The sequence below is a fragment of the Acidovorax sp. FG27 genome (assembly GCF_040365715.1).
GTDB lineage: Bacteria > Pseudomonadota > Gammaproteobacteria > Burkholderiales > Burkholderiaceae_C > Paracidovorax.
On sequence record NZ_BAABVY010000009.1, the window covers coordinates 952,957 to 975,026 of the forward strand.

General features: G+C 65.6%; 19 protein-coding genes. 10 read left to right on the top strand and 9 right to left on the bottom strand.

Translation table 11 applies throughout. The annotated features are described in order from the left end of the window. Nucleotides 1-195 precede the first annotated feature (195 nt). The 3 genes from ABWV53_RS11265 to guaD all read right to left on the bottom strand — a co-directional run bounded on the left by ABWV53_RS11265 (nt 196) and on the right by guaD (nt 2,697). A complete protein-coding gene (locus tag ABWV53_RS11265) occupies nt 196-528 on the bottom strand; it encodes a hypothetical protein (RefSeq protein WP_353365849.1) in 333 nt (110 codons plus the stop codon). A 191-nt stretch (nt 529-719) separates the two neighbouring features. After that, nucleotides 720-1,286, bottom strand: coding sequence for a dCTP deaminase (gene dcd / locus ABWV53_RS11270; RefSeq protein ID WP_353365851.1), 567 nt, complete (start codon nt 1,284-1,286; stop codon nt 720-722). A 124-nt stretch (nt 1,287-1,410) separates the two neighbouring features. Further along, nucleotides 1,411-2,697: a guanine deaminase gene (guaD, locus tag ABWV53_RS11275; RefSeq protein WP_353365853.1), complete on the bottom strand. Its 1,287-nt coding sequence runs from the start codon at nt 2,695-2,697 to the stop codon at nt 1,411-1,413. A gap of 189 nt (nt 2,698-2,886) precedes the next feature. Here guaD and ABWV53_RS11280 point away from each other — a divergent pair, with 189 nt between their 5' ends. From ABWV53_RS11280 to ABWV53_RS11315, 8 genes are all read left to right on the top strand, one after another. Then, nucleotides 2,887-3,453: a GspH/FimT family pseudopilin gene (locus ABWV53_RS11280; RefSeq protein WP_353365855.1), complete on the top strand. Its 567-nt coding sequence runs from the start codon at nt 2,887-2,889 to the stop codon at nt 3,451-3,453. Nucleotides 3,454-3,479: 26 nt separating this feature from the next. Then, entirely contained in the window at nt 3,480-4,076 is a 597-nt protein-coding gene (gene pilV, locus ABWV53_RS11285; protein WP_502903872.1) for a type IV pilus modification protein PilV, read from the top strand. Beyond that, nucleotides 4,073-4,900 (top strand): prepilin-type N-terminal cleavage/methylation domain-containing protein, encoded by an 828-nt coding sequence (locus tag ABWV53_RS11290; protein WP_353365859.1) that lies wholly within the window; start codon nt 4,073-4,075, stop codon nt 4,898-4,900. The genes pilV and ABWV53_RS11290 overlap by 4 nt, the downstream gene beginning before the upstream one ends. Before the next feature lie 5 nt (nt 4,901-4,905). Beyond that, on the top strand, nt 4,906-5,643 hold the full coding sequence (locus ABWV53_RS11295; RefSeq protein WP_353365862.1) for a pilus assembly PilX family protein: 738 nt from the start codon (nt 4,906-4,908) through the stop codon (nt 5,641-5,643). Nucleotides 5,644-5,652: 9 nt separating this feature from the next. Continuing rightward, entirely contained in the window at nt 5,653-8,940 is a 3,288-nt protein-coding gene (locus tag ABWV53_RS11300; RefSeq protein ID WP_353365864.1) for a pilus assembly protein, read from the top strand. An 18-nt stretch (nt 8,941-8,958) separates the two neighbouring features. Next, nucleotides 8,959-9,408: a type IV pilin protein gene (locus ABWV53_RS11305; protein WP_353365866.1), complete on the top strand. Its 450-nt coding sequence runs from the start codon at nt 8,959-8,961 to the stop codon at nt 9,406-9,408. Further along, nucleotides 9,393-10,535: a bifunctional diaminohydroxyphosphoribosylaminopyrimidine deaminase/5-amino-6-(5-phosphoribosylamino)uracil reductase RibD gene (ribD, locus tag ABWV53_RS11310; RefSeq protein ID WP_353365868.1), complete on the top strand. Its 1,143-nt coding sequence runs from the start codon at nt 9,393-9,395 to the stop codon at nt 10,533-10,535. The genes ABWV53_RS11305 and ribD overlap by 16 nt, the downstream gene beginning before the upstream one ends. A gap of 127 nt (nt 10,536-10,662) precedes the next feature. Continuing rightward, a complete protein-coding gene (locus tag ABWV53_RS11315; protein WP_502903873.1) occupies nt 10,663-12,657 on the top strand; it encodes a phospholipase D family protein in 1,995 nt (664 codons plus the stop codon). A 56-nt stretch (nt 12,658-12,713) separates the two neighbouring features. Here the strand turns inward: ABWV53_RS11315 and ABWV53_RS11320 are convergent, their stop codons facing one another. Beyond that, complete coding sequence (locus ABWV53_RS11320) at nt 12,714-13,673, bottom strand: tRNA dihydrouridine synthase (protein WP_353365872.1); 960 nt, start codon at nt 13,671-13,673, stop codon at nt 12,714-12,716. A 222-nt stretch (nt 13,674-13,895) separates the two neighbouring features. On the opposite strand from ABWV53_RS11320, the gene ABWV53_RS11325 reads away from it, so the two are divergent. Further along, nucleotides 13,896-14,363, top strand: a complete 468-nt coding sequence (locus ABWV53_RS11325) for a hypothetical protein (RefSeq protein WP_353365874.1) — start codon at nt 13,896-13,898, stop codon at nt 14,361-14,363. A 44-nt stretch (nt 14,364-14,407) separates the two neighbouring features. Here the strand turns inward: ABWV53_RS11325 and ABWV53_RS11330 are convergent, their stop codons facing one another. From ABWV53_RS11330 to clpB, 5 genes are all read right to left on the bottom strand, one after another. Continuing rightward, nucleotides 14,408-15,586, bottom strand: a complete 1,179-nt coding sequence (locus tag ABWV53_RS11330) for a 50S ribosomal protein L11 methyltransferase (protein WP_353365876.1) — start codon at nt 15,584-15,586, stop codon at nt 14,408-14,410. 92 nt (nt 15,587-15,678) lie between these two features. Continuing rightward, nucleotides 15,679-16,200, bottom strand: coding sequence for a GNAT family N-acetyltransferase (locus ABWV53_RS11335; protein WP_056668812.1), 522 nt, complete (start codon nt 16,198-16,200; stop codon nt 15,679-15,681). Nucleotides 16,201-16,348: 148 nt separating this feature from the next. Continuing rightward, entirely contained in the window at nt 16,349-17,785 is a 1,437-nt protein-coding gene (locus ABWV53_RS11340; protein WP_353365878.1) for an aldehyde dehydrogenase family protein, read from the bottom strand. Nucleotides 17,786-17,878: 93 nt separating this feature from the next. Further along, complete coding sequence (locus tag ABWV53_RS11345; protein WP_353365880.1) at nt 17,879-18,205, bottom strand: hypothetical protein; 327 nt, start codon at nt 18,203-18,205, stop codon at nt 17,879-17,881. Between the two features lie 64 nt (nt 18,206-18,269). Then, on the bottom strand, nt 18,270-20,882 hold the full coding sequence (gene clpB / locus ABWV53_RS11350) for an ATP-dependent chaperone ClpB (RefSeq protein ID WP_353365882.1): 2,613 nt from the start codon (nt 20,880-20,882) through the stop codon (nt 18,270-18,272). 129 nt (nt 20,883-21,011) lie between these two features. Between clpB and ABWV53_RS11355 the strand changes: the two genes are divergently transcribed. Continuing rightward, nucleotides 21,012-22,004 carry a Bug family tripartite tricarboxylate transporter substrate binding protein gene (locus ABWV53_RS11355; protein WP_353365884.1) on the top strand — a complete coding sequence of 331 codons (993 nt, stop codon included), beginning with the start codon at nt 21,012-21,014 and terminating at the stop codon, nt 22,002-22,004. Nucleotides 22,005-22,070 lie beyond the last annotated feature (66 nt).

Below are 22,070 nucleotides of genomic sequence, written 5' to 3' on the forward strand. Positions count from 1 at the left end.
TGCATTTCGATTCGTGCGGTGCAAGGCCCTTGAAAACAAAAATGCCCGTCCTGTGACAGGACGGGCATCCAACGAATATCGAACCTTGCGACGCGAAATGTGGTAATTCCGGCCATCGTATGGCCCTACGATGGGCGCTCATCGAACGGCATGACAGGAAAGACCAAGTCGCAAGTCAAAACTACCGTTGGCGGTTCAATTGCGAGTCGCCCGGGCGAATGGCGAGCGCCCCGCGAAATAGGGCGCCAACTCGTCCGCCAGTGCCTGCAGCGTCACATCTTCCGGAAGGCTCCAAGCGTGCTCCAGCTGCTCCACCGCATATCGGCGGTCACCCAGCATCATGGCCGCGCTCACACAGCGTCCATGCGCCGCCATGCGGAGCAAAAATGCATCCATGGAACGCGCCGGCCAGTAAGCCATTCCGCAACGTGCGCCATTGAGCCCAGTGTTGGCCTGGGCCGCCGCCATGGCGTCGGCGTCGGCATCGCGGCGGGCAGTGATTGAGTTGGACGGATGAAAAGCAAGCATGATGGCGTCCTCTGGAGCAGTCGATTCAACGGGTATCGAAGCCACCTCGGCCATCACTGTATTGACGAGCGAGACTGCAATGGCATCGATGTATCAAAATGCTATGACTACCATCCGAGCCGGGCCCTGCGAAAATCGAGGCGTGTGCCGTAGGACTTGGCCTCAAGCGTGACGCTGTCGTTCGGCAGCGGTCATGCCTTGGGCAGGGTGACGCCGACCTGGCCCTGGTATTTTCCGCCCCGGTCCTTGTAGCTCACCTCGCAGACCTCGTCGCTTTCGAAAAACAGGACCTGGGCACAACCCTCGCCGGCATAAATACGAGCGGGTAGTGGCGTGGTGTTGCTGAACTCCAGCGTCACATACCCTTCCCACTCTGGCTCGAAGGGCGTCACGTTGACGATGATGCCGCAGCGGGCATACGTGCTCTTGCCCAAGCAAATCGTGAGCACGTTGCGCGGGATGCGGAAGTACTCGACGGTGCGTGCCAGCGCAAAACTGTTGGGCGGGATGATGCAGCTGTCGCCGTGGAAATCGACGAAGCTCTTCTCGTCGAAATTCTTCGGGTCCACCACCGTGCTGTGGATGTTCGTGAAAACCTTGAATTCCGGCGCGCACCGAATATCGTAGCCATAGCTGCTGGTGCCGTAGCTGATGATCTTGCGCCCATCTTGTTCCCGGATCTGGCCGGGCTCGAACGGCTCGATCATTCCGTTTTGTTCCGCCATCCGGCGGATCCACTTGTCGCTCTTGATGCTCATTGCGTCACTCCTGTCCCGCATTCTAGGGAGCCTCTGTTCGGGTTGAGCTGAAAGTATCGGGAGCAGACCGGGGCTCACTGCAAGGCGGAGCGCGCCGCCTGTATGGCGCGGGCGTGGATCAGCCCTATGCGCCGCTTCCTGCCGTCACCGTGCGCTCGATGACGCGGTCGTCCCCCAGCACGATCAGCGCGAACAGCAGTTCGTCGAGACTGCTCGCCTGCGATGTCTTGCGCGCCAGGAGTGGCGTCGCCTTGGGGTCGAGCACTACGAAATCGGCCTCAGTCCCCGATTGCAGCGTGCCCACGACCCCGCCAAGCCCCAGGGCTTCGGCCGCGCCACCCGTGTGCCGCCACCACAATTCCTGCGGACTGAGACTGAGCCCGGGCTTGGTCTGCCCCTCGCGACCGACGTAATAAGCCGCGAGCATGGTGTGGAACGGACTGAAGCTGGTGCCGCCGCCCACGTCGCTCGCCAGCCCGTGGTGGAAACCGATGCGCCGCGCGCCCTCGTAATCGAAGAAGCCGCTGCCAAGAAAGAGATTGCTGGTGGGACTCACCGCCGCGGCCGTCCCGGTGTCACGCATCAGCGCACGGTCCGCGTCGTCGAAGTGGATGCAATGGGCATAGACGGCCCGCTTACGCATCAAGCCGAAGTCGTCATAGATGGAGAGATAGCTGCGCGCCGCAGGGAACAGCTCGCGTGCCCACTGCACTTCATCGAGGTTTTCCGCCACGTGCGACTGGATCCACACATCGGGATACCGAGCAGCCAGCTCGCCCGCACCGCGCAACTGCGCCTCACTGCAGCTGGGCGCGAAACGCGGTGTGATCGCGTAACCCAGCCGGCCGCGCCCATGCCAGCGCTGGATGAGCGCTTCCGTGTCGATGAGCGACTGCTCCGTTTCGTCGCGCACGCCATCGGGCGAATGGCGGTCCTGCAACACCTTGCCCGCGATCAGCCGCTGGCCGCGCTGGAGCGCCTCGCCCATGAGCGCATCTACCGATGCCGGATGCGAGGTGGCGAACGTCAGCGCCGTGGTGACGCCGTGGCGCTGCAACTCGTCCAGGAACACTGTCGCCACCTCGGCGGCATAGGCCGGGTCGGCAAAGCGGGACTCGTGGGGGAAGGTGTAGTTCTCCAGCCAGGGGAGCAGGCCTTCCGCTGGCGAGCCGATCACATCCGTCTGGGGGAAGTGGATGTGCATGTCGATGAAGCCGGGGGCGATGATGCGGTCCGGCCAGTGCGTCACCGGCACGCCTGCGAAGCGCGGTGCCAGCGACTGCCATGAGCCAGCGGCTTCCACGCGCCATCGGCCATGCGGGTCCAGCTGAAGTGCAAGCAGGCCGTCAGGATCGAATTCGGCCAGGCCTTGAGACGTGAAGCGCAGCAAGGAAGATCGATAAATTTGCATGGGTGAACTCGAGAAGCGCAGAAGGCAGGACCGGGGGCTGGGGAGCCGGCCCATGGCGGCGATTCTCACCGAAATGCACCAGCCGAGGCAGCCGCCCGCCCACTCATCTGACGAGTGTGGCCGCTGGTCCACCGCAACTGGCCCCCTAACACCGCCCGCGATAGCATTTCGCAAACCAGCTTTCGACCCATGTCTCGATCAAACACCATCTGTCGACCCAGAACCGCTCGGGGCTTCACAGCCATCGAGTTGATGGTGGTCATCGCCATCATCGCCATCCTCACCGCCTTGGCCGCCCCGAGTTTTCGACCCATTATCGAGAAATGGCGAATCCGGGACGCTGCCGACAATTTCACGTCGACCATGTATCTTGCCCGTACGGAAGCGATCAAGCGTGGAGGCAATATTGTGGTTCAGAAAAACCCATTGACCGCACAGGACTGCCCAACATCCACCGACGTCGCAGATTGGGGCTGTGGCTGGTTCGTATATTTAGATGTTAATGGCAACAATACGTTCAATGCAGCAACAGATGTGATTCTTCAGAAATCCCCTCCACTCAAGTCGTTGTTCTTCGTTAACAAGGCTGACACAGCGTATTACATGGTCGATCGCTGGGGTAAAGCGGGAGGCCTGAACGCAATTGGTTTCACTATCGCCCCATCTCCAGCAGGAGTCGCATCTCCCTATGTGACGACACTCTGCATTTCTTCGGGGGGTCGAATCAACAGGCTGGAAGGGGATGTCACATGTTAATTAGGACGGCTCGAGGCCAAGCTGGCATGACGCTCATTGAATCGCTGATCGCGATTGTGGTCATGGCACTTGGCATCCTCGGCATTGTCGGCATTCAGATGCGCACTTTGGTAGAGACGCAAACCAGTAACAGTCGGGCCCAGGCCATCAGACTGATCGACAATCTCAGCGAGCGTGTCAGGTTGAATCCCAGTGCCAGCACCGCCTCCGTCAACGCCAACTACATCACCGCTTTTGGTGACACGCCTGCCAGCACCAGTTGCGCCACCGGCTGCACCGCAGCGAATCTTGCGGCCTATGACCGTGGAGCGTGGAAGCGCCTGGTGCAATCCACCCTGCCATTGGGGGACGCCGCGGTTTTCTTCGCTGCAGATGAGACCGATACCGGCAATCGCAGGCAGCTGGGCGTCATGGTCAGTTGGAGAGAGAACGAGAAAGTACGTGCGACCGATTCTGCCGCCGACACGGCGGCATACAAGCAGCCTTTTACCGTGACGGGCGCGAGCAATGTGTCATGCCCCGCTAACCGAATCTGCCATTTGCAGTACATCCCGCTGGCCAATCGATGCCTTCCGTACCTGTTGTCGGGTTCCGCCGACCCCAACTTTTTCTGTCCGCAATGAAACCCGGTCGCTTTTTGTATTCGCAGTCGCTCAGAAGCAGCGCCCAGCGCGGTATCACGCTGATCGAGCTGATGGTGGGCATCACCATCGGCCTTCTGACCGTCGCAGTGGCCATGGGCGCGCTCGTCGTGTCACGAGGCGCTTCGGGGACCATTTCCGACGCCACCCAGATGCAGCAGCAGGCCGCCTATGCATTTCGCCTGATAGGACAGCAACTCCGCCAGGCAGGTTCGATACGGCTCAATCTCGCGGCGACTCAAGCAGCACCTACCACGATCTCACCCCAGGAGGTGGTGGCGTTCGAAACCAGCTTCGACAAGGCGAACAGTACCGTCACGGGCCTCGATAGCCCCACCGCCACGCAATTCAAGTTCTCCGTTGCCTACCAAAATTATCAGGAAGCCACTTTCCCTTCGTCCACCCAAGCCTCTCTGTTCAGAAACTGCTTAGGGGAACAAGGTACCGCAACCGTCGTGCAAAGCCAATTTGCCATGCGAAGCGGCACATTGTTCTGCGCAGGCACCGGTGCCGCTCAGCCGGTCATCAGGAACGTTCAGGACTTCCAAGTCTGGTATTTTCTTCAGGCCAATGCGGACGTAGGCAATCCCACCATTCAGCGCGTCAATGCGGCCGGGGTAGGTACGAACTGGGCGAGGGTTTTTGCGGTGGAAGTGTGTCTCGACCTTTTTGGTGACGAGACCGTGGATATTCCTGCCGCCTCGACCTACCAGGACTGCAGCAACAACGCAGTCAGTTTCAACAAAAGGCTGCATATGGTGTTTCGCAACACATACCAGATACGCAGCCAAGGTACGGCAGGTTGAAAGCCATGTCCCCAAAAAATCACAGCAGGGCCCAGAAAGGCGTTTCGCTGATCATCGTCATCGTGCTGATCATGTTGTCGATGCTGGTGGCTCTGTGGGCCTCTCGATCCGCGCTCTTCAACGAACTGATCGTGGGCAATGACGCGGATTACCAACGCGCCTTCGAAGCTGCCCAGGCAATGATCCAGGACGCGGAGATGGACATTCAAGGCACCAAGGCGGATGGCAGCGCCTGCATCCCCGTATCAGGCCAGCCACGCGTTTGCCGCGTCCCCGACGCCGTCAACACAGTATGGTTTGTGGATGAAGACCGCGAAGTGGGCGATCTGATTGCCATATTGACAGCCCAGCCCACAGGCTGCCTGAACGGCATTTGCGCCAAGCGAACGGGGCCACAGGATTTCTGGAACGATCCCACCACACTGCAGGCGATGATCGGGAACAACGTGGGCGCACGATACGGCCAATATACAGGTGCTTTGGTCGGAAGCACCAGCAGCCAATCCAGTAACGCGATATTGAACCGAACCGCCGCCGGCACTGGCGCATGGTACTGGGTCGAAGTGATGCCTTACGATCCGAATGCGGGCAATTCAGGCCTGGTCACCAACGGCTCAAAGATGCTTGCTCTAAATCTGAAACCTTACGTAGTTTACCGGATAACGGCCATCGCACGCGGTTTGAAACCCAGCACCCAGGCAGTGATTCAGACGACATACGCCCGTCAGAAGACCAAGAATTGAGAGATCAGCATGCAAAATAAATTACTGGTACGCACCGTGATCGGCAGCCTGGTGACAGGAATGGGAGCTGCATTACCTGTCGCTGCTGCACCTTTGGATTTGGCCCAGTACCCGGCAGGCTCTGCTTCACGTCAGCCTCCTCCGAACGTGATTGTCTCGGTGGACAACTCCGGCAGTATGGGTACCAGCGGCATCAACGCGCTCAAGGCAGCGTTGAAGGATACCTTCGCCCCCGCCAATCTCCCAGACGGCAGCATCCGGCTGGCCTATCAGTCCATGTGGAACTGCAATACCATTCCGAGCAGCCACAATAATTGCGCCAGTGGAGGCGTGTCGTGGAACACCATGCGCGAACTCAAGGGCGGCACCTCGGTGACTGAACCGAGTCAGCGCGGACAGTTCTTTCGCTGGATCGACACACTCGTTGCCGGCAATGGAACCCCATCGCATGCCATGATGCGCAATGCAGGGGAATATCTTCGAACGACTGGCGCTTCAAGCCCCTGGAACGCGGAGCCTGGCACTGTCGATAATTCCCCTCAGACATGCCGCCGGTCCTACCATATTTTGATGACGGACGGTGGATGGAACAACACACAGTCCAATAATATAGGCAATGCAGACGGCCAAAATTGGACTTTTCCTGATAGTACCAGCTACGACGCATCGTCGGATCAGACCAAGATTTACAGTGATCCATGGGGTTTTGCAACGAAGTGGGGCCCCAGCAACAGGAACGATCCTCTGCCCACACTGTCGGACATGGCCTTTCATTATTGGGCAACCGATCTGCAGCCCGGCATCTCGAATGGACTGACACCGCTGGTGAGAAAGGCGGGAGACGAGGTATTCACCAATGGCGGGCGGTCGGTGACCATCAGCGAATACTGGAACCCCAAAAACAATCCTGCCAACTGGCAGAACATGGTCACTTACACGATCGGCTACAACTCCGCCGCCAATTGGCCATCCAACGGCACCAATCCGATCTTCAACATTTCCGAAGGGATGTACGGGGGAGATTTTGCCGCAGCGATCGTCGGCAACAAGGTCTGGAGAGACCCGCTGAACACCAATGAAACCGGTCGACAGGAAGAGCTCTGGCACATGGCGATCAACAGCCGGGGCAAATTTTATCCAGCCAGAACCTCGGAGGATCTTAAAAATGCCTTCAATGAAATCGTCGGAGGCATCGTCAATGACAACAGCAAGCCCATTACAGGATATGCCGGATCCGGCACGACCAATATCCGTGCGGATCTTGCCGAATATGTTTCCGGCTACGAGGCTGAGAAATGGAACGGCTACGTCTATTCCAACCTCGTGGCTAAGACAACAGGAGCCAAGTCGGCCAACCCTGCATGGGGCATCATCAGTGGGCAAAACCCACCGAAAGACCGGAAAACGACCGCAGACAAACTCGACGAACTGACCAGTCTCAGCGCTCGAGTCATCCTCACGACGAACGACTCCACGGGTGCGGTTGTGCCCTTCGAGTGGGATATCGGGGTCGGCAAGCTGAGCGCGGCACAAAAAGCGATTTTCGATTCGTCCGACAATCGAGGAGAAGACCGCGTCAACTTCTTGCGCGGTGACCGAACCAAGGAAGGCAACACGGCCGCAAGGCCATTCAGAGAGCGAGCATCGCGGCAAGGGGACATCGTCAATTCGGCCATCTGGTACGTGAAGGGAGCGGTCAGCAACTTCAACCTTCCGGGATACACCTCGTTCCTTGCGGCCCAAAAAACACGCATTCCCATGGTCTATGTGGGGGGCAACGACGGAATGCTGCATGGGTTCTCCGCCATCGATGGCACTGAGAAGATCGCTTACATCCCCAAGGGCGTGATAAAGACGCTGCCCCTGCTCACCAACCCCAATTACGCCCACCACTACTACGTAGACGGATCTCCGTTCACCGGTGACGTGGATGTCGGCAACACCACGCCCGATTGGCATACGCTGCTGGTCGGAAGCCTGGGGGCAGGCGGCAAGGGCTATTTCGTGATGGATGTGACCAAACCAGGCACCACCGACGATTCCATCGCATCCAACTTCACCACCAATGCGACCGACCGTGCAAACGTGGTGGTGATGGACAAGACCCTGAGCAAAACCGATGCCGTTGCTGCCAGCTCTGACGAGGCAGACCTCGGCCACATCTTCGCGACCCCCGTGGTCGACGAAGCCAATCCTGCCAAGGTCACCCAGATCGCCAAGCTGAACAATGGAAGGTGGGCGGTCATCATGGGAAATGGCTACAACAGCACCAACGAGCGTCCCGTGCTTTTGATCCAGTACCTGAGCGGCCCCGATCGATCACTCAAGAAGATCATCGCGGCGTCGACCGGTACCAACGCCGTGGGCAATGGGCTGTCCGCTCCTCGTGTGGTCGACATCAATGGCGACGGCAGTCCCGACGTCGTCTACGCGGGCGATCTCAAAGGCAATATGTGGAAGTTCGACCTGCTGTCCGATAACGCAGACAACTGGGGCGTTGCGTTCTCCGGCTCCCCGTTCTATACCGCTGCCTACCAGAGTGGGGGCGTCTCCAGCGCCCAACCCATCACCGCAGCTCCCACCGTCAAGGCCAACGATCGAGGCGTGGGGGGCGTGATGGTGGCCTTCGGAACGGGTCAGAACCTGACGGAAGGCGATAGAACGGATATCTCCAAGCAAACCATCTATTCGATCCTCGACGGCACCCGCTACAAGCTCGTGAGCTCCCGTCTGGCGTTGGATACCTCCATCACCGTCAGTCCGGTCGGCACAGGTACCGCCAATCTCGTAGCGCAGACACTGGTCGGCACCGCCATCACCGGAGACGGCAACAGTTCAGGGCGCGTGTTCTGGAAGATGAGTTCGAACACGGTGGCCTACACCGGCGCCAATGCCAAGAAAGGCTGGTATTTCAATCTTCCTGAAACTGGCGAGCGACTGTTGAAGACCATGCAGTTCTTCGACAGCAGCAACGTGCTCGAAGTGCTGACACAGGTGCCTGCATCTGGCGGCAATTCCGAGGAAGAGACTTGCTCGCCTTCTCCTCAGGAAGAAAAGCAGTTCAGAACGCTCCTGAACATCATGGATGGGCGCAAGCCGAACGTACAGGTGATGGATTTGAACGGTGACGGCATCTACAACAGCGCGGACAACCAGGACCGGGGAGTCTCGAGAATGAGCACGTCCAAAGGCGCCAAGGGCATCACCATCGGCAAGCAGATCATCAAGAGCGGGGACGATCCGCTGGCACGACTGCCGGAGCAGGCTTTGCGCCCCAGCTGGCGCCAGATGCAGTAACGGACGGGACGACAAGGCATGAAAAGACGCAATTCATCCGGCGCGGGTTTTACGCTGATCGAAGTCATGATCGTGGTTGCGATCGTGGCCATTCTTTCGGCCGTCGCTTTCCCGAGCTATCAGGAATACATACGTAGAGGACATCGCGCCGAAGCCAGGGCGACGCTGCTGCAGGGAGCCCAATGGCTCGAGCGGGTTGCCACGGCGCAAGGCACCTATCCCTTGACCAGCGCCAATGTGTTCCCGGCATCGCTGCAGAGCACACCCTCGGCCAGATACACGATCACGCTCACGTCCCCCACGGGCGGCGTCGCTGCAGACAACGGGCGAACCTACACGCTCACGGCGGCTCCTGCCGGGCCGCAGACGGGCGACCGGTGCGGAGACTTCACGTTGACAGAGGCTGGCATCAGAGGCGCTGCAGGGTCCACCACCAGTGCGTTGGCGAGTGAATGCTGGACCAAGTGATGGGCGGTCCGTCTGCCCGAGACGACGCCTTCATGAAGGATGCGTTGGGCCTCGCATCGCGGGCGCTGTTCGTTTCCAACCCCAATCCACGCGTCGGCTGCATCCTCGTCTCCAGGGACGGCACGATCCTAGGCCAGGGTTCCACACAACGTGCCGGCGGGCCGCATGCCGAAGTCATGGCCTTGCGCGATGCACTTGGTGCGGGTCGAGATGTGCGGGGAGCAACGGCATACGTCACGCTGGAGCCCTGCTCGCACCAGGGCCGCACGGGGCCTTGCTGCGATGCGCTCATAGAGGCTGGGATCGGCAAGGTCGTGGCCTCCCTGACCGACCCCAATCCGCTGGTAGGCGGCCAGGGGTTTGCCCGCCTTGCGGCCGCGGGAGTGGACGTGCTCGTCGGGCCCGGCTCCACGGAATCGCGTGAGCTGAACATCGGATTCTTCAGCCGCATGGCCCGGGGTATTCCTTGGGTTCGCATGAAAGCGGCCATGTCCCTGGATGGCGCCACGGCCCTCGCCAATGGCGAAAGCCAGTGGATCACCTCGCCTGCGGCCCGCGTCGACGGACAGGCCTGGAGAGCACGCGCCTGCGGGGTGCTGACCGGCATCGGCACGGTGCTGGAGGACGACCCTCTGCTGAACGTGCGAGACGTTGCGACACCGCGGCAGCCCCATCTGGTGATCGTGGACAGTCGGCTGCAGACGCCGCCGGAAGCCAAGCTCTGGCAGGTGACAGACCGATCCATCCTGATCTACACGGCGCAGGCCGAGAACGAACGGGCTGCGCTTCTGCAAGCGCGAGGAGCGCAGGTCATCGCCCTTCCCGATAGCAACGGAAAGGTGGATCTCGCCGCCATGCTCCGGGACCTTGGCCAACGCGGAATCAACGAACTCCACGTAGAAGCAGGACACAAGCTCAATGGGTCCTTGATCAGGGAAGGCTTGGTGGACGAGCTGCTGCTCTACATCGCGCCCAAGCTGATGGGCGACGGAGCGCGGGGCCTGGCCAGATGGGGCCCCCTGCAGGCCCTGAGCGAGGCCCTCACCCTGGAGTTCAAGACCATCGAACCGGTGGGAGCCGACCTGAGAATCGTGGCGCGCATCGCCGGGCGTGCCTGCCTCGGCTGACTGACTGGTGTGTGGAGCTGATCGTCCAGGGCGCCCGCTCACCCTGACGAGCGCGCCCTGTCCGACATCGAGCCCGGTCGAACCCAGGTATACCGGCAGACTCTCTGGCTCATCGATGCGGCTTCCTATGCCTACCTGTGCTTCGTGTTTGCGGCGCCTTTGCTCCGGCGTGGCCGCTGTAGTGGTCGCCGCCATCCTTTCGACTGGCTGTGGCAGCTTGCCCAAGGATGTGGCTCGGCCGGTATCCACGGCTCTGCAGACCCCCGAGGCCACGGCCCTGGGCACGCTGCTGTCGGCAAGCGGGCCGGCCGCCTCCAAGGCCCCGACGGCCTCCGCCTTCCTCCTCCTCAACACCCCCGAAGAAGCCTTCACCAGCCGCCTCGCCCTCGTGCAGCAGGCCCACAAGACGCTCGACCTGCAGTACTACGCCATCCACGTCGATGCCAGCAGCGAGCGGTTGCTGCGCGCCGTGGTGGGTGCCGCCCGCAGGGGCGTGCGGGTGCGCATCCTGCTCGACGACTTCCACAGCACCGGCCGCAACGCGCTGGTGATGCGCATGGCATTCGAGCCCAATATCGAGATGCGCATGTTCAACCCGGTCGCCGGCTCCCGGGCGTCGGCGCTGGGGCGGATGTGGGGGTCGCTCACCGACTTCGCGCGCGTGCAGCAGCGCATGCACAACAAGCTGTTCCTGGCGGACAACGCCATGGGCGTGACCGGCGGGCGCAACCTGGGCGATGCGTATTTCGGCAACTCCGAGGCGGGCAACTTCGTGGACATGGACGTGCTGGCGGCCGGCCCCATCGTGCGGGAGATGTCGCGCAGCTTCGACAGCTACTGGAACAACGAACGCGCCTATCCGGTGCAGTCGCTCATCACGCGGGAAGAACTGGCCCGCATCCGCGCGCAGGTGCTGGAGGACGATGGCGGCAACGCGCCGCGCATCGAGGCCAGCGGTGCGTCCGGCACGGCTGAAGCCCGGCCGGCGGCGACGGCCAGCGGGCCGGCCAACCCGCAAGGGAACGCGCCTTCCGACCCGCCCACGGGAAGCCGCCCCCGTCCGCCCGATGGCGAGCCGCGTCCTGCGTCGGGCGGGCCGACGCCCGAGCAGCGCGAGCGCATCGCGCGCGAGCAGCCGATGGACCTGGCCCGGGCCGACTTCGTCTGGGCGCCTGCCGCGCTGATGGTGGACAAGCCGACCAAGATCCCGCTGGACGACGCGGCTGCCGGTGCCGGCGCGGCGGTGGCCAGCGCCCCGAATGGACCAGCCGCACCTGCCGCACCGGCCGTCGCAGCGACGGTCGCGGAGCCCGCTGCACCGAGCGGAGCCCGCCCAACCGGGCCTTGCGCAGCCCCCGCGCCGCTGGCCTCATCGCGCCCCGCGTCCACGCCACCGGCCGACACCGCGCAGGGCCGCCCGTCCGACTCCGCGGGCGGCGCCACCCCCGGCACTCCGGGCGCCGTGCCCACCGTCCCCTCGGGCGACACGGTGGTGGACGGGCTGCTCCAGCTGATGGGCGCCACCCGGTCCGAGCTGCTCGTCATCTCGCCCTACTTCGTGCCGGGCGACGACATGAAGGCCGCCTTTGCCCGGGCGCGCTCGCGCGGGGTGCGGGTGCGCATCCTCACCAACTCGCTGGCCTCCAACGACGCTCCCATCGCCCATGTGGGCTATGCCCGCCACCGCGAGGAACTGCTGGACATGGGCATCGAGCTCTACGAGATGCGCAGCGAGCCCTCGGGCCTGGGTTCGGCCTTCGGCAGCTCCGGCGGCAGCAGTACGGGCGAGTCCCGCGCCATGCTGCATTCCAAGGTGATGGTGATCGACGGGCGCCTGCTGGTGATCGGCTCCATGAACCTCGACATGCGCTCGCAGTTGCAGAACACCGAGATCGCGCTGCTCATCCGCAGCCCCGAACTCTCGCGTGAAGCGGCCGCCCAGATCGAGACGGCCATGCGGCGCAACGCCTGGCGGCTGGACCGCGATCCAGCCGGACGGCTGATATGGCGCGCCCCGGAAGGCAGCGGCCTGCAGGATGCCACCCACGACCCGGGCAGCAGCCTGGGCCTGCGCATGCTGCTGCGCCTGCTGGGCCCCCTCGCGCCCGACCACCTGCTCTGATTGATCGACCAGCAGCCAAACGGACAGAGATCGGCAGACGGCCCTGCAGCCCGTCGTCAGCGCGGCTGCTGCGCCGCCACCCAGAGGCTGATCTCGCGCTGGTCGGTCATCGTGCGAACGTGCTGGAAGGCCGCCTCGGCCTCCGGATAGCGGCGGCGCAGCAGGTTCAGCCACTGCTTGAGCCGCCCCGCCCACTGCCGGGGCTCCAGGCCATCGCACACCAGCTGCCAGAAGAGGGCGATCTGCGGCAGCAGGGCCGACCAGGGCAGCGCGAACGGCTCGGCGGCCCCCGCATCGGCCGCGCGGATGGCAAGCCCCAAACCCGGGTCGGCGACGATGCCCCGCCCGAGCATCAGCGCGCCGGCGCCCGACACCTCGCGGCAGCGCAGCGCATCCTGCACCGTCCAGATCTCGCCGTTGGCCACGACCGGAATGCGCACGGCCGCCCGGATCGCCGGAATCCGTTCCCAATACGCTGGCGGCCGGTAGCCGTCGGCCTTGGTGCGCGCATGCACGACCAGCTCGCAGGCGCCGCCCGCCTCCATCGCCTGGGCGCACTCGAGGGCGCGGCTGGCGTCGTCATAGCCCAGGCGCATCTTGGCGGACACCGGCAGGTGGGCCGGCACGGCGCGGCGCACGGCAGCCACCAGGCCGGCGATGCGCTCGGGCTCGCGCAGCAGCGCGGCGCCGCCGCCGTGGCGGTTGACCACCTTGGCCGGGCAGCCGAAGTTCAGGTCGATCCCCTCCGGCCCCAGCTCGGCCAGGCGGGCGGCGTTCTCGGCCAGGCTCACCGGGTCGGAGCCCAGCAGCTGCGCGCGCACGGGCACGCCCGCCAGCGTGCGCCCGCCGTTCGCCAGCTCGGGGATGTAGCGCAGGAACACCTTGTCGGGCAGCAGGGTGCCCGTCACGCGGATGAACTCGGACACGCACCGGTCGACGCCGCCCACCCGCGTCAGCACGTCGCGCAGCACGAAGTCGAGCAGGCCCTCCATGGGCGCCAGCAGCAGCGTGGTCATGGCGTGGCCTGCCCGGCGCAGGCCAGGGTGGCGGCAACGCGTTTTCGACGGAAATCAAGCATCAAAAAGCCTTCCCGCGCCCATTCATCAAGCGCCTGCAGCTATGTTTTTCATAGCAAAACACGTTTCGGAGGCCACAGCGCCCGCCACGGCGCCCGTCATGGCCGTGTCATTGCGGCGGTGTGCAATGGCCGGCAGTGCGCTCCGTGCCACCCCCGCCCCATGCCGCTGCTCCTGAAAACCGACAAAGCCCGCCACGAACTCTCGCCCGGCGTCCGCACGCTGAGCCTGCGCGAGCGCTCGCTGCTGCTGCTGGCCGACGCCCGCCCGCTGGCGGAACTGCAGGCCATGTACAACGGCGTGGGGGCCGATATCGTCGCCGAACTGCTGCGCCAGGGCTATCTGGCCGAGCCCGCCGGCGCCGAAGCCCCGGGCAGCGCGCCGGCACCCTCGCAGGCGCTGCGGTCGCTCGCCGGCACGCGCATGTACCTGTTCGACATCTGCGAGCGCATGTTCTCGCGCCGCCATGCCGAACTGGCCCAGCGCTTCCGCGACGCACTGCGCAGCGCGCGCGACCGCGACAGCATGCTGGATGTGGGCGAGGCGCTGCTGGACGAGATCACCGTGATGGCCGGGGCGCAGCGCGCCGCGTCGGTGCGCGAGCGCATGGAGCAGTTGCTGCCGGCCTGAAGCCCGGCCCGCGCATCGGCCACGGTCCACCCCCCCACCTCCTGTCAGGCCGCAGCCAGGCGCCAGAGCGACGTCACCTCGGCCGCGCGGGCCGCGTGCAGCGGGTCGGCCGCATCCGCCGCCTTGCCGTGGCGCGGCTTCACGTCGTGCCGCTGCACCACGCGCAGGCCGCCCTGCGCGATCCACTCCAGCAGCTGGGCGCGGGGCCGCAGCCCCAGGTGCTCGGCCAGGTCCGACAGGATGAGCCAGCCTTCGCCACCCGGCGCCAGGTGGCCTGCCAGGCCGGCCAGAAAGCCGCGCAGCATGCGGCTGTCCTCGTCGTACACCGCCCGTTCGATGGGCGCGCTGGCGCGTGCCGGCACCCAGGGCGGGTTGCAGACCACCAGCGGCGCCCGTCCTTCGGGGAACAGGTCGGCGGGCAGCAGTTCCACGTTGCGCCCCAAGCCCATGCGCTGCAGGTTGTCGGCCGCGCAGGCCAGCGCACGCGGGTCCTGGTCGGTCGCCACCACGCGGGCCACGCCACGGCGCGCCAGCACGATGGCCAGCACGGCGGTGCCAGTGCCGATGTCGAAGGCCAGCGCCTTCGCGCCGGCCGGCAGCGGCGTGGTCGCCACCAGGTCCACGTATTCGCCCCGCACCGGCGAGAACACGCCGTAGTGCGGGTGGATGCGCGCCTCGGGGCCCAGCGCCGCGATGGGCACGCCCTTCTTGCGCCATTCGTGCGCGCCGACCAGCCCCAGCACCTCGCGCAGCGACACCACGCGCGCCTGGCCGCTGGGCGCACCCCAGGCTTCGGTGAAGGCGGCCCGCAGATCGGGCGCACGGCGCAGAGAAATGCCGTAGTCGGCATCGACCGGGACGAGGATCTGCGAGAGCGTGCGCGCCCGTTGCGCCTGCGCCTGGCGATGCAGGTGGAATGCCTGCGCGGGCTCGACCGGGGCCTGCTCCACCGCGGCCCGCCCCCGGCCACGCGCCCTGGCGCCGCCGCCCCGTGGCGCATCGGCCCGGCGGCCCAGCGCCTGCAGCAATTGCCGGGCGTTGTGGAAGTCGCCGGCCCAGAGCAGGCCGGTGCCTTCGCAGGCCAGGCGGTACGCCTTGTCGGCCGCCAGCGTGTCGTCTGCCAGCAGCACGCGCCGGGGCGCGGGCACGCCGCTTTCAGGCTGCCAGAGCGCGCTCTGCGCCTGGCCTGCGGCGTCTTGCCAGTGGATCGTGGACGGGGTCATGCGCCAAGCCTGTGGAGGGAGGGAGGGAGAAAAAAGGCCCGGCACACCGGGGCGGGTCTGCCGGGCCTCGAGCGAACCGTGTGGCGCCGCGATCAGTTCAGCGGGCGCTTCAGGCGCACTTCCTCGATCTTCACGCCGCCCACCACGGCCGTCTTGGCGGTGGACATCTCGCGCTTGAAGCCGGCGAGTTCATGAAAGCGCAGGGCGCGCTCGTTGCGCAGCGGCACCCAGGCCGTCACGTTGGTGCAGCCTTCTTCCTGCAGGCCGTCGCGCGCGGCGTCCCACAGGGCCACGCCGACGCCCTGGCTCCAGTGCGTGGGAGATGCATAAATGGCCCAGATCTCACCGGTGGTGGGACGGGACTTCTCATCGCGGGAACGGTCGAAGCCGACGAAGCCGACGATCTTGTCGCCGTCGACGGCCACTTGCACCTGGGGCTCGCAATACTCGATGGCTTCGCGCCAGTAGGCCTGGCGTTTCTCGACCGAAGACATGGATCGCAACTGGTCGTCTGGCAGCAGGCCTCGGTAGGCCTCGGTGGCGGATTGCGTGTGGATCTGGGCAATGGCTTTCGCGTCGCGGAGGGTAGCGGGACGAACCTGAATACTGGACATGGGGGAACGGAAACAGATGGGAAAAAACGAAAAGAGCGGCATTGTCGCCGCAAATGGTTTTTCACCTCAACCGCTGCGGTATGCCGGAGCCCCCGCGCGGCCTGTGCAGCCCTGTCGGAACGCCCCTCGCAAGCCGCTGCGTGGCCGCTCAGCCCCAGCGCCTGAGCAGCCCCATCACTTGGTCGAACCGCGCGCCATAGGGAGGATAGAGCGCGCTGCCGAGCGACCAGCGCGACTGCACCAGCACCGACTTCTGGTGGCAGAACCGCAGGAAGCCGGGCTCGCCGTGATAGGCGCCCCAGCCGCTGTCGCCCACCCCGCCGAAGGGCAGGTTGTCGTGTGCCACGTGCAGCAGCGTGTCGTTCACCGTCACGCCGCCGCTCACGGTGCGGCGCAGCACGGCGTCGCGGTGCGCCTCGCCGCGTCCGAACCAGTAGAGCGCCAGAGGCCTGGGGCCGGCGTTGATGTGCGTGATCACGTCGTCCAGCCGCTCGTAGCCCAGCACCGGCAGCACCGGGCCGAAGATCTCCTCCTGCATCAGCTGCATGGCCTGCGTGGCGCCGAACACCAGCACCGGGGGCATCTGCCGCCCCACCCCGTCGCCGATGCTCTGCGGCGGCGGCGGCGGCGAGCCCGCCACCGGCTCCAGCACGTGGATGTCGGCGCCCTGCGTCTGCGCCTGCTGCAGCATGGTGCGCAGCCGCGCCAGATGCCGCGCGTTGATGACGGCGGCGTAGTCGGGGTTGCCCTCGAAGTACGGGAACAGCTTGGCCACCGCGGCGCGGTAGGCCTCGGCGAAGGCCGCTTCGCTGCCGCGCGGCAGCAGCACGTAGTCGGGCGCGATGCAGGTCTGCCCGGCATTGAGCAGCTTGCCATGCGCGATCTTCAGCGCCGCGTCGGCCAGGTCGCAATCGGCGTCGATGATGCAGGGCGACTTGCCGCCCAGCTCCAGCGTGGTGGGCGTCAGGTTGACCGCAGCGGCCTGCGCGACCTTGCGGCCGATGGCGGTGGAGCCGGTGAAGACGAGGTGATCGAAGGGCAGCGATGCCACCAGCGCCGCCACCGCCGCGTCGCCCTGCACCACGCAGAATTCGTCGGGCGAGAAGAACTGGGCGACCAGCGCCGCCAGTTGCGCCGCAGTGTGCGGGGCGAGCTCGCTGGGCTTGAGCATGACGCGGTTGCCTGCCGCCAGCGCGGCCATGGCGGGCGCCAGGGCCAGCTGCACCGGGTAGTTCCATGGCGCGATCACGCCCACCACGCCCAGCGGCTGCCGCTCGATCCAGGCCTGCGCGGGCTGCAGCATGAGCGGCGTGCGCACCCGCTTCGGCTTCGTCCAGCGGGCCAGGTGGCGCAGCGTGTGCCTGAGCTGCGCGCGCAGGATGAACAGGTCCGCCACCTCGGTCAGCCGGGGTGAGCGCATGCCGAAGTCGGCCTGCACGGCCGCGGCCAGTACCGGCCCATGTTCGTCCAGCAGCTTGCGCAGGCGCAGCAGGCGCTCGCGGCGCACCATCAGCGGCACGTCGGGCTGGGCACGGCTGGCCTGGCGCTGGACTTCGAACTGGTGGCGGATATCGGCAGGCGTCATAGCTCCGCATCATAGGCAGCGGGCCTGGCACCCGCCGGGCGGCGGCTGCAACGGGCTGTAAGAGACCGCTGCTTCAGACAGGCCCTGCCCGGATCAGCGCACTTCGCGCGGCTCCACGTCCACCACCTCGCGCGCGCCCGGCAGCTCGCGCGCCCGTGCCCCCGGCTCGTCGGCCGCGCCCCGCGCCGCCGTCCAGCGGGCGGTGCTGCGATAGACCGTGCTCCAGCCTTCGCGCGGGTCCATGCGCATCACCCAGGGCGTGACGGGCCGCCCGGTCAACCGCGCCCAGAGCGACCGAAAGGCCCATGCCAGCGCCAGCACGGCCACCATGGCCAGCAGGCAGACGAAGAACACGAGCCCCACCACCACCACGAACAAGCGCAGCGTCCACCGGATCAAGCCGGCCACGAAATCGTTCAAAACATGCCCCTTTCTGGCGGGTGCGAGGCACCGTGAGGACCTCGCACCCATGGGGTTCAGCGTCTCACGCCTCCACAGGCTGTGCGGCACCGAACTTGAAAACACCCGGCTCCTGGACCGGGTCCACATCGACCGGAATCACGCTCTTGGGCGGGAAACGCCCCTCCAGCAGCAGCCGGGACAGCGGATTCTCGATGCGCTGCTGGATCGCCCGCTTGAGCGGCCGCGCACCGAACACCGGATCGAACCCGACCTTGGCCAGTTCGGCCACGGCGGCGGGCGACACCTGCAGCGCGAGGTCCATCTTCGCCAATCGCGCCTCCAGCAACTGCAGCTGGATGCGGGCGATCGACTCGATGTTCTTCGCGTCCAGAGCATGGAACACCACCGTCTCGTCGATCCGGTTCAGGAATTCGGGTCGGAAATGGTTCTTGAGTTCCCCCCAGACCGCTTCCTTGATGTCCTGCGAGTCCTGGCCGACCATCGCCTGGATCAGATGCGAGCCGATATTGCTCGTCATCACGATCACCGTGTTCTTGAAATCCACCGTGCGGCCCTGGCCGTCGGTCAGGCGGCCGTCGTCCAGCACTTGCAGCAGCACGTTGAAGACGTCGGGGTGGGCCTTTTCCACCTCGTCGAGCAGCAGCACGCTGTAGGGCTTGCGGCGCACCGCTTCCGTCAGGTAGCCGCCTTCTTCGTACCCCACGTAGCCGGGCGGCGCGCCGATCAGCCGGGCCACGGAGTGCTTCTCCATGAATTCGCTCATGTCGATGCGCACCAGGTGCTCTTCGCTGTCGAACAGGAAGCCGGCCAGCGCCTTGCACAGCTCGGTCTTGCCCACGCCCGTGGGGCCCAGGAAGAGGAACGAGCCAGTGGGCCGGTTCGGGTCCGACAGGCCCGAGCGCGAGCGGCGGATGGCGTTGGCCACGGCGGCGATGGCCTCGTCCTGGCCAACCACACGCTCGTGCAGCTTGTCTCCCATCAACAGCAGCTTGTCCTTTTCGCCCTGCATCATCTTGGCGACGGGAATGCCCGTGGCGCGGCTGACCACCTCGGCGATCTCCTCGGCGCCCACCTGCGTGCGCAGCAGCCGGTTGGGCGTGGCCGCGCCGTCGGTGCCCTCTTCCTTGGCCTGGGCTTCCTTCAGCTGGCGTTCCAAGTCGGGCAACTGGCCGTACTGCAGCTCGGCCACCTTGTTGAAGTCGCCCTTGCGCTTGAGGTCCTCGATCTGCAGCTTCACCTTCTCGACCTGCTCGCGCACATGCTGGCTGCCCTGGGCCTGGGCTTTTTCCGAGGTCCAGATGTCCTCCAGGTCGGCGATGTCCTTCTGCAGCTTGCCGATCTCGTCCTCCAGCAGGCCCAGGCGCTTTTGCGAAGCCTCGTCCTTTTCCTTCTTCACCGCTTCGCGCTCGATCTGCAGCTGGATCAGCCGGCGGTCGAGCTTGTCGATGGCTTCGGGCTTGGAGTCGATCTCGATCTTGATCTTGGCCGCCGCCTCGTCGATCAGGTCGATGGCCTTGTCGGGCAGGAAGCGGTCGGTGATGTAGCGGTTCGACAGCTCGGCCGCCGCCACGATGGCCGGGTCGGTGATCTCCACGCCGTGGTGCAGCTCGTAGCGTTCCTGCAGGCCGCGCAGGATGGCGATGGTCGCCTCCACCGTGGGCTCGCCCACCAGGATCTTCTGGAAGCGCCGCTCCAGCGCCGCGTCCTTCTCGATGTACTTGCGGTATTCGTCCAGCGTGGTCGCGCCCACGCAGTGCAGTTCGCCGCGCGCCAGCGCGGGCTTGAGCATGTTGCCCGCGTCCATGGCGCCCTCGGCCTTGCCGGCACCCACCATGGTGTGCAGCTCGTCGATGAAGACGATGGTCTGGCCCTCGTCCTTGGCCAGCTCGTTCAGCACGGCCTTCAGGCGTTCCTCGAATTCGCCGCGGAACTTGGCGCCGGCCAGCAGCGCGGCCATGTCCAGGCTCAGCACGCGCTTGCCCTTCAGACTCTCGGGCACCTCGCCCGCGATGATGCGCTGCGCCAGGCCTTCGACGATGGCGGTCTTGCCCACGCCGGGCTCGCCGATCAGCACGGGGTTGTTCTTGCTGCGGCGCTGCAGCACCTGGATGGCGCGGCGGATCTCGTCGTCGCGGCCGATCACCGGGTCGAGCTTGCCCGAACGGGCGCGCTCGGTCAGGTCCAGGCAGTACTTCTTCAGCGCCTCGCGCTGGCCCTCGGCCTCGGCGCTATCCATCTTCTGGCCGCCGCGCACGGCCTCGATGGCCGATTCCAGGCTCTTGCGGGCGAGGCCGTTCTCGCGGGCCAGCGTGCCGATGTCGCCCTTGGCGTCGGCCACGGCCAGCAGGAACAATTCGCCCGCGATGAACTGGTCGCCGCGCTTGATGGCTTCCTTCTCGGTGGCCTGCAGCAGCCGGCCCAGCTCGGGGCCGACCTGCACGCCGTCGCCGCCCTGCACCTGCGGCAGGCGCTTGAGCGAGGCCTCGGCGGCCGATTCCAGGCCGCGCACGTTGGCGCCGGCGCGCTCCAGCAGGGCACGCGGGCCGCCGTCCTGGCGCAGCATGGCCAGCAGCAGGTGCTGGGGTTCGATGTAGGCGTTGTCGTTGCCCAGGGCCAGCGATTGCGCGTCGCCCAGGGCCTCCTGGAACTTGGTGGTGAGTTTGTCTTGTCGCATGGTGGAAAAACCTCCGAATTGCCACGGATATGCGGACGGCCGCGGCGGATTCAAGCCGGCCCCGCATGGCGGCCCGTGCCCCGCCTGTCGGACAATGCCGGCTTCCCCATCCCTTTCCGGAGCCCGCCCATGCCGCCCGCCGCCACGTCCCTTGCCTGCCTCTCCCGCCGCAGTTTCACGGCCGCGGCCCTCGCCACGGCCGCCGGCTGGGCGGGCGCCCAGCCCCAGGGCGCGCCGGTGCGGCTGCTGGTGGGTTTTCCGGCCGGCGCGGGTACCGACGCCATCGCGCGGCTGCTGGCCGAGAAGCTCAAGGACCTGCTGCACGCGCCCGTGGTGGTGGAAAACCGCGCCGGCGCGGGCGGGCAGATCGCCGCCCAGGCGCTTAAAGCTTCCGCGCCCGACGGGCACACGCTGCTGCTCTCGCACGACCACACCATCTCGATCCTGCCGCAGGTCATCCGCAACCCGGGCTTCGCGCCGGCCACCGACTTCACGCCGGTGGCGGGCCTGGCCACGTTTTCCAACATGCTGGCCGTCTCGGGCGGCACGCCGGCGCAGAGCGTCGACGAATACGTGCGCTGGGTGAAGACCCAGCGGGGCGGCAAGGACACCATCGGCGTGCCTGCGCCGGGCTCCATCCCCGAATTCCTGGTGCGGCTGATGTCCGAGCGCTACCAGCTGGACCTGCAGGCCGCGCCCTACCGCGGCAGCGCGCCCATGACGGCCGACATGATGGGCAACCAGATCGCGGCGGGCATCGCCTCGGTGCCCGACATGATCGAGTTGCACCGCGCCGGCAAGCTGCGCATCGTGGCCGTCATCGGCGCCAGGCGCCAGCCGCTGCTGCCGCAGGTGCCCACCTTCGGCGAACTGGGCTTCGCGCACCTGGACGACTACCCCTATTACGGCCTCTTCGCGCCGGCCGGCACGCCGCAGCAGGTCATCGACCGCTTCGGCAATGCGCTGCAGCAGGTGCTGGCGATGCCCGACGTGCGCGAGAAGCTCACCGCCATGGGCCTGAACGTGGCCTTCGAACCGCAGGGCCCGTTCGCGGGGCGCGTGCGTACCTACACGGCGGCGTGGGAGCGGATCATCCGTGCCAGCGGGTTCCAGCCGGCGTGAGGCGAAAGCATCGGCTTTTTCAAGGATTTTGAGGCTTCAGCGCTTGATACACCTGCGCCTGCAGCT

Coding starts and splice junctions, on each gene's coding strand:
- ABWV53_RS11325 (WP_353365874.1), top strand. CDS start 13,896: ATGCCGCTGCTCCTGAAAACCGACAAAGCCCGCCACGAACTCTCGCCC.
- ABWV53_RS11315 (WP_502903873.1), top strand. CDS start 10,663: ATGCCTACCTGTGCTTCGTGTTTGCGGCGCCTTTGCTCCGGCGTGGCC.
- ABWV53_RS11320 (WP_353365872.1), bottom strand. CDS start 13,673: ATGACCACGCTGCTGCTGGCGCCCATGGAGGGCCTGCTCGACTTCGTG.
- ABWV53_RS11355 (WP_353365884.1), top strand. CDS start 21,012: ATGCCGCCCGCCGCCACGTCCCTTGCCTGCCTCTCCCGCCGCAGTTTC.
- ABWV53_RS11280 (WP_353365855.1), top strand. CDS start 2,887: ATGTCTCGATCAAACACCATCTGTCGACCCAGAACCGCTCGGGGCTTC.
- ABWV53_RS11305 (WP_353365866.1), top strand. CDS start 8,959: ATGAAAAGACGCAATTCATCCGGCGCGGGTTTTACGCTGATCGAAGTC.
- ABWV53_RS11335 (WP_056668812.1), bottom strand. CDS start 16,200: ATGTCCAGTATTCAGGTTCGTCCCGCTACCCTCCGCGACGCGAAAGCC.
- pilV (WP_502903872.1), top strand. CDS start 3,480: ATGACGCTCATTGAATCGCTGATCGCGATTGTGGTCATGGCACTTGGC.
- ribD (WP_353365868.1), top strand. CDS start 9,393: ATGCTGGACCAAGTGATGGGCGGTCCGTCTGCCCGAGACGACGCCTTC.
- clpB (WP_353365882.1), bottom strand. CDS start 20,882: ATGCGACAAGACAAACTCACCACCAAGTTCCAGGAGGCCCTGGGCGAC.
- dcd (WP_353365851.1), bottom strand. CDS start 1,286: ATGAGCATCAAGAGCGACAAGTGGATCCGCCGGATGGCGGAACAAAAC.
- ABWV53_RS11265 (WP_353365849.1), bottom strand. CDS start 528: ATGCTTGCTTTTCATCCGTCCAACTCAATCACTGCCCGCCGCGATGCC.
- ABWV53_RS11300 (WP_353365864.1), top strand. CDS start 5,653: ATGCAAAATAAATTACTGGTACGCACCGTGATCGGCAGCCTGGTGACA.
- ABWV53_RS11295 (WP_353365862.1), top strand. CDS start 4,906: ATGTCCCCAAAAAATCACAGCAGGGCCCAGAAAGGCGTTTCGCTGATC.
- guaD (WP_353365853.1), bottom strand. CDS start 2,697: ATGCAAATTTATCGATCTTCCTTGCTGCGCTTCACGTCTCAAGGCCTG.
- ABWV53_RS11330 (WP_353365876.1), bottom strand. CDS start 15,586: ATGACCCCGTCCACGATCCACTGGCAAGACGCCGCAGGCCAGGCGCAG.
- ABWV53_RS11290 (WP_353365859.1), top strand. CDS start 4,073: ATGAAACCCGGTCGCTTTTTGTATTCGCAGTCGCTCAGAAGCAGCGCC.
- ABWV53_RS11340 (WP_353365878.1), bottom strand. CDS start 17,785: ATGACGCCTGCCGATATCCGCCACCAGTTCGAAGTCCAGCGCCAGGCC.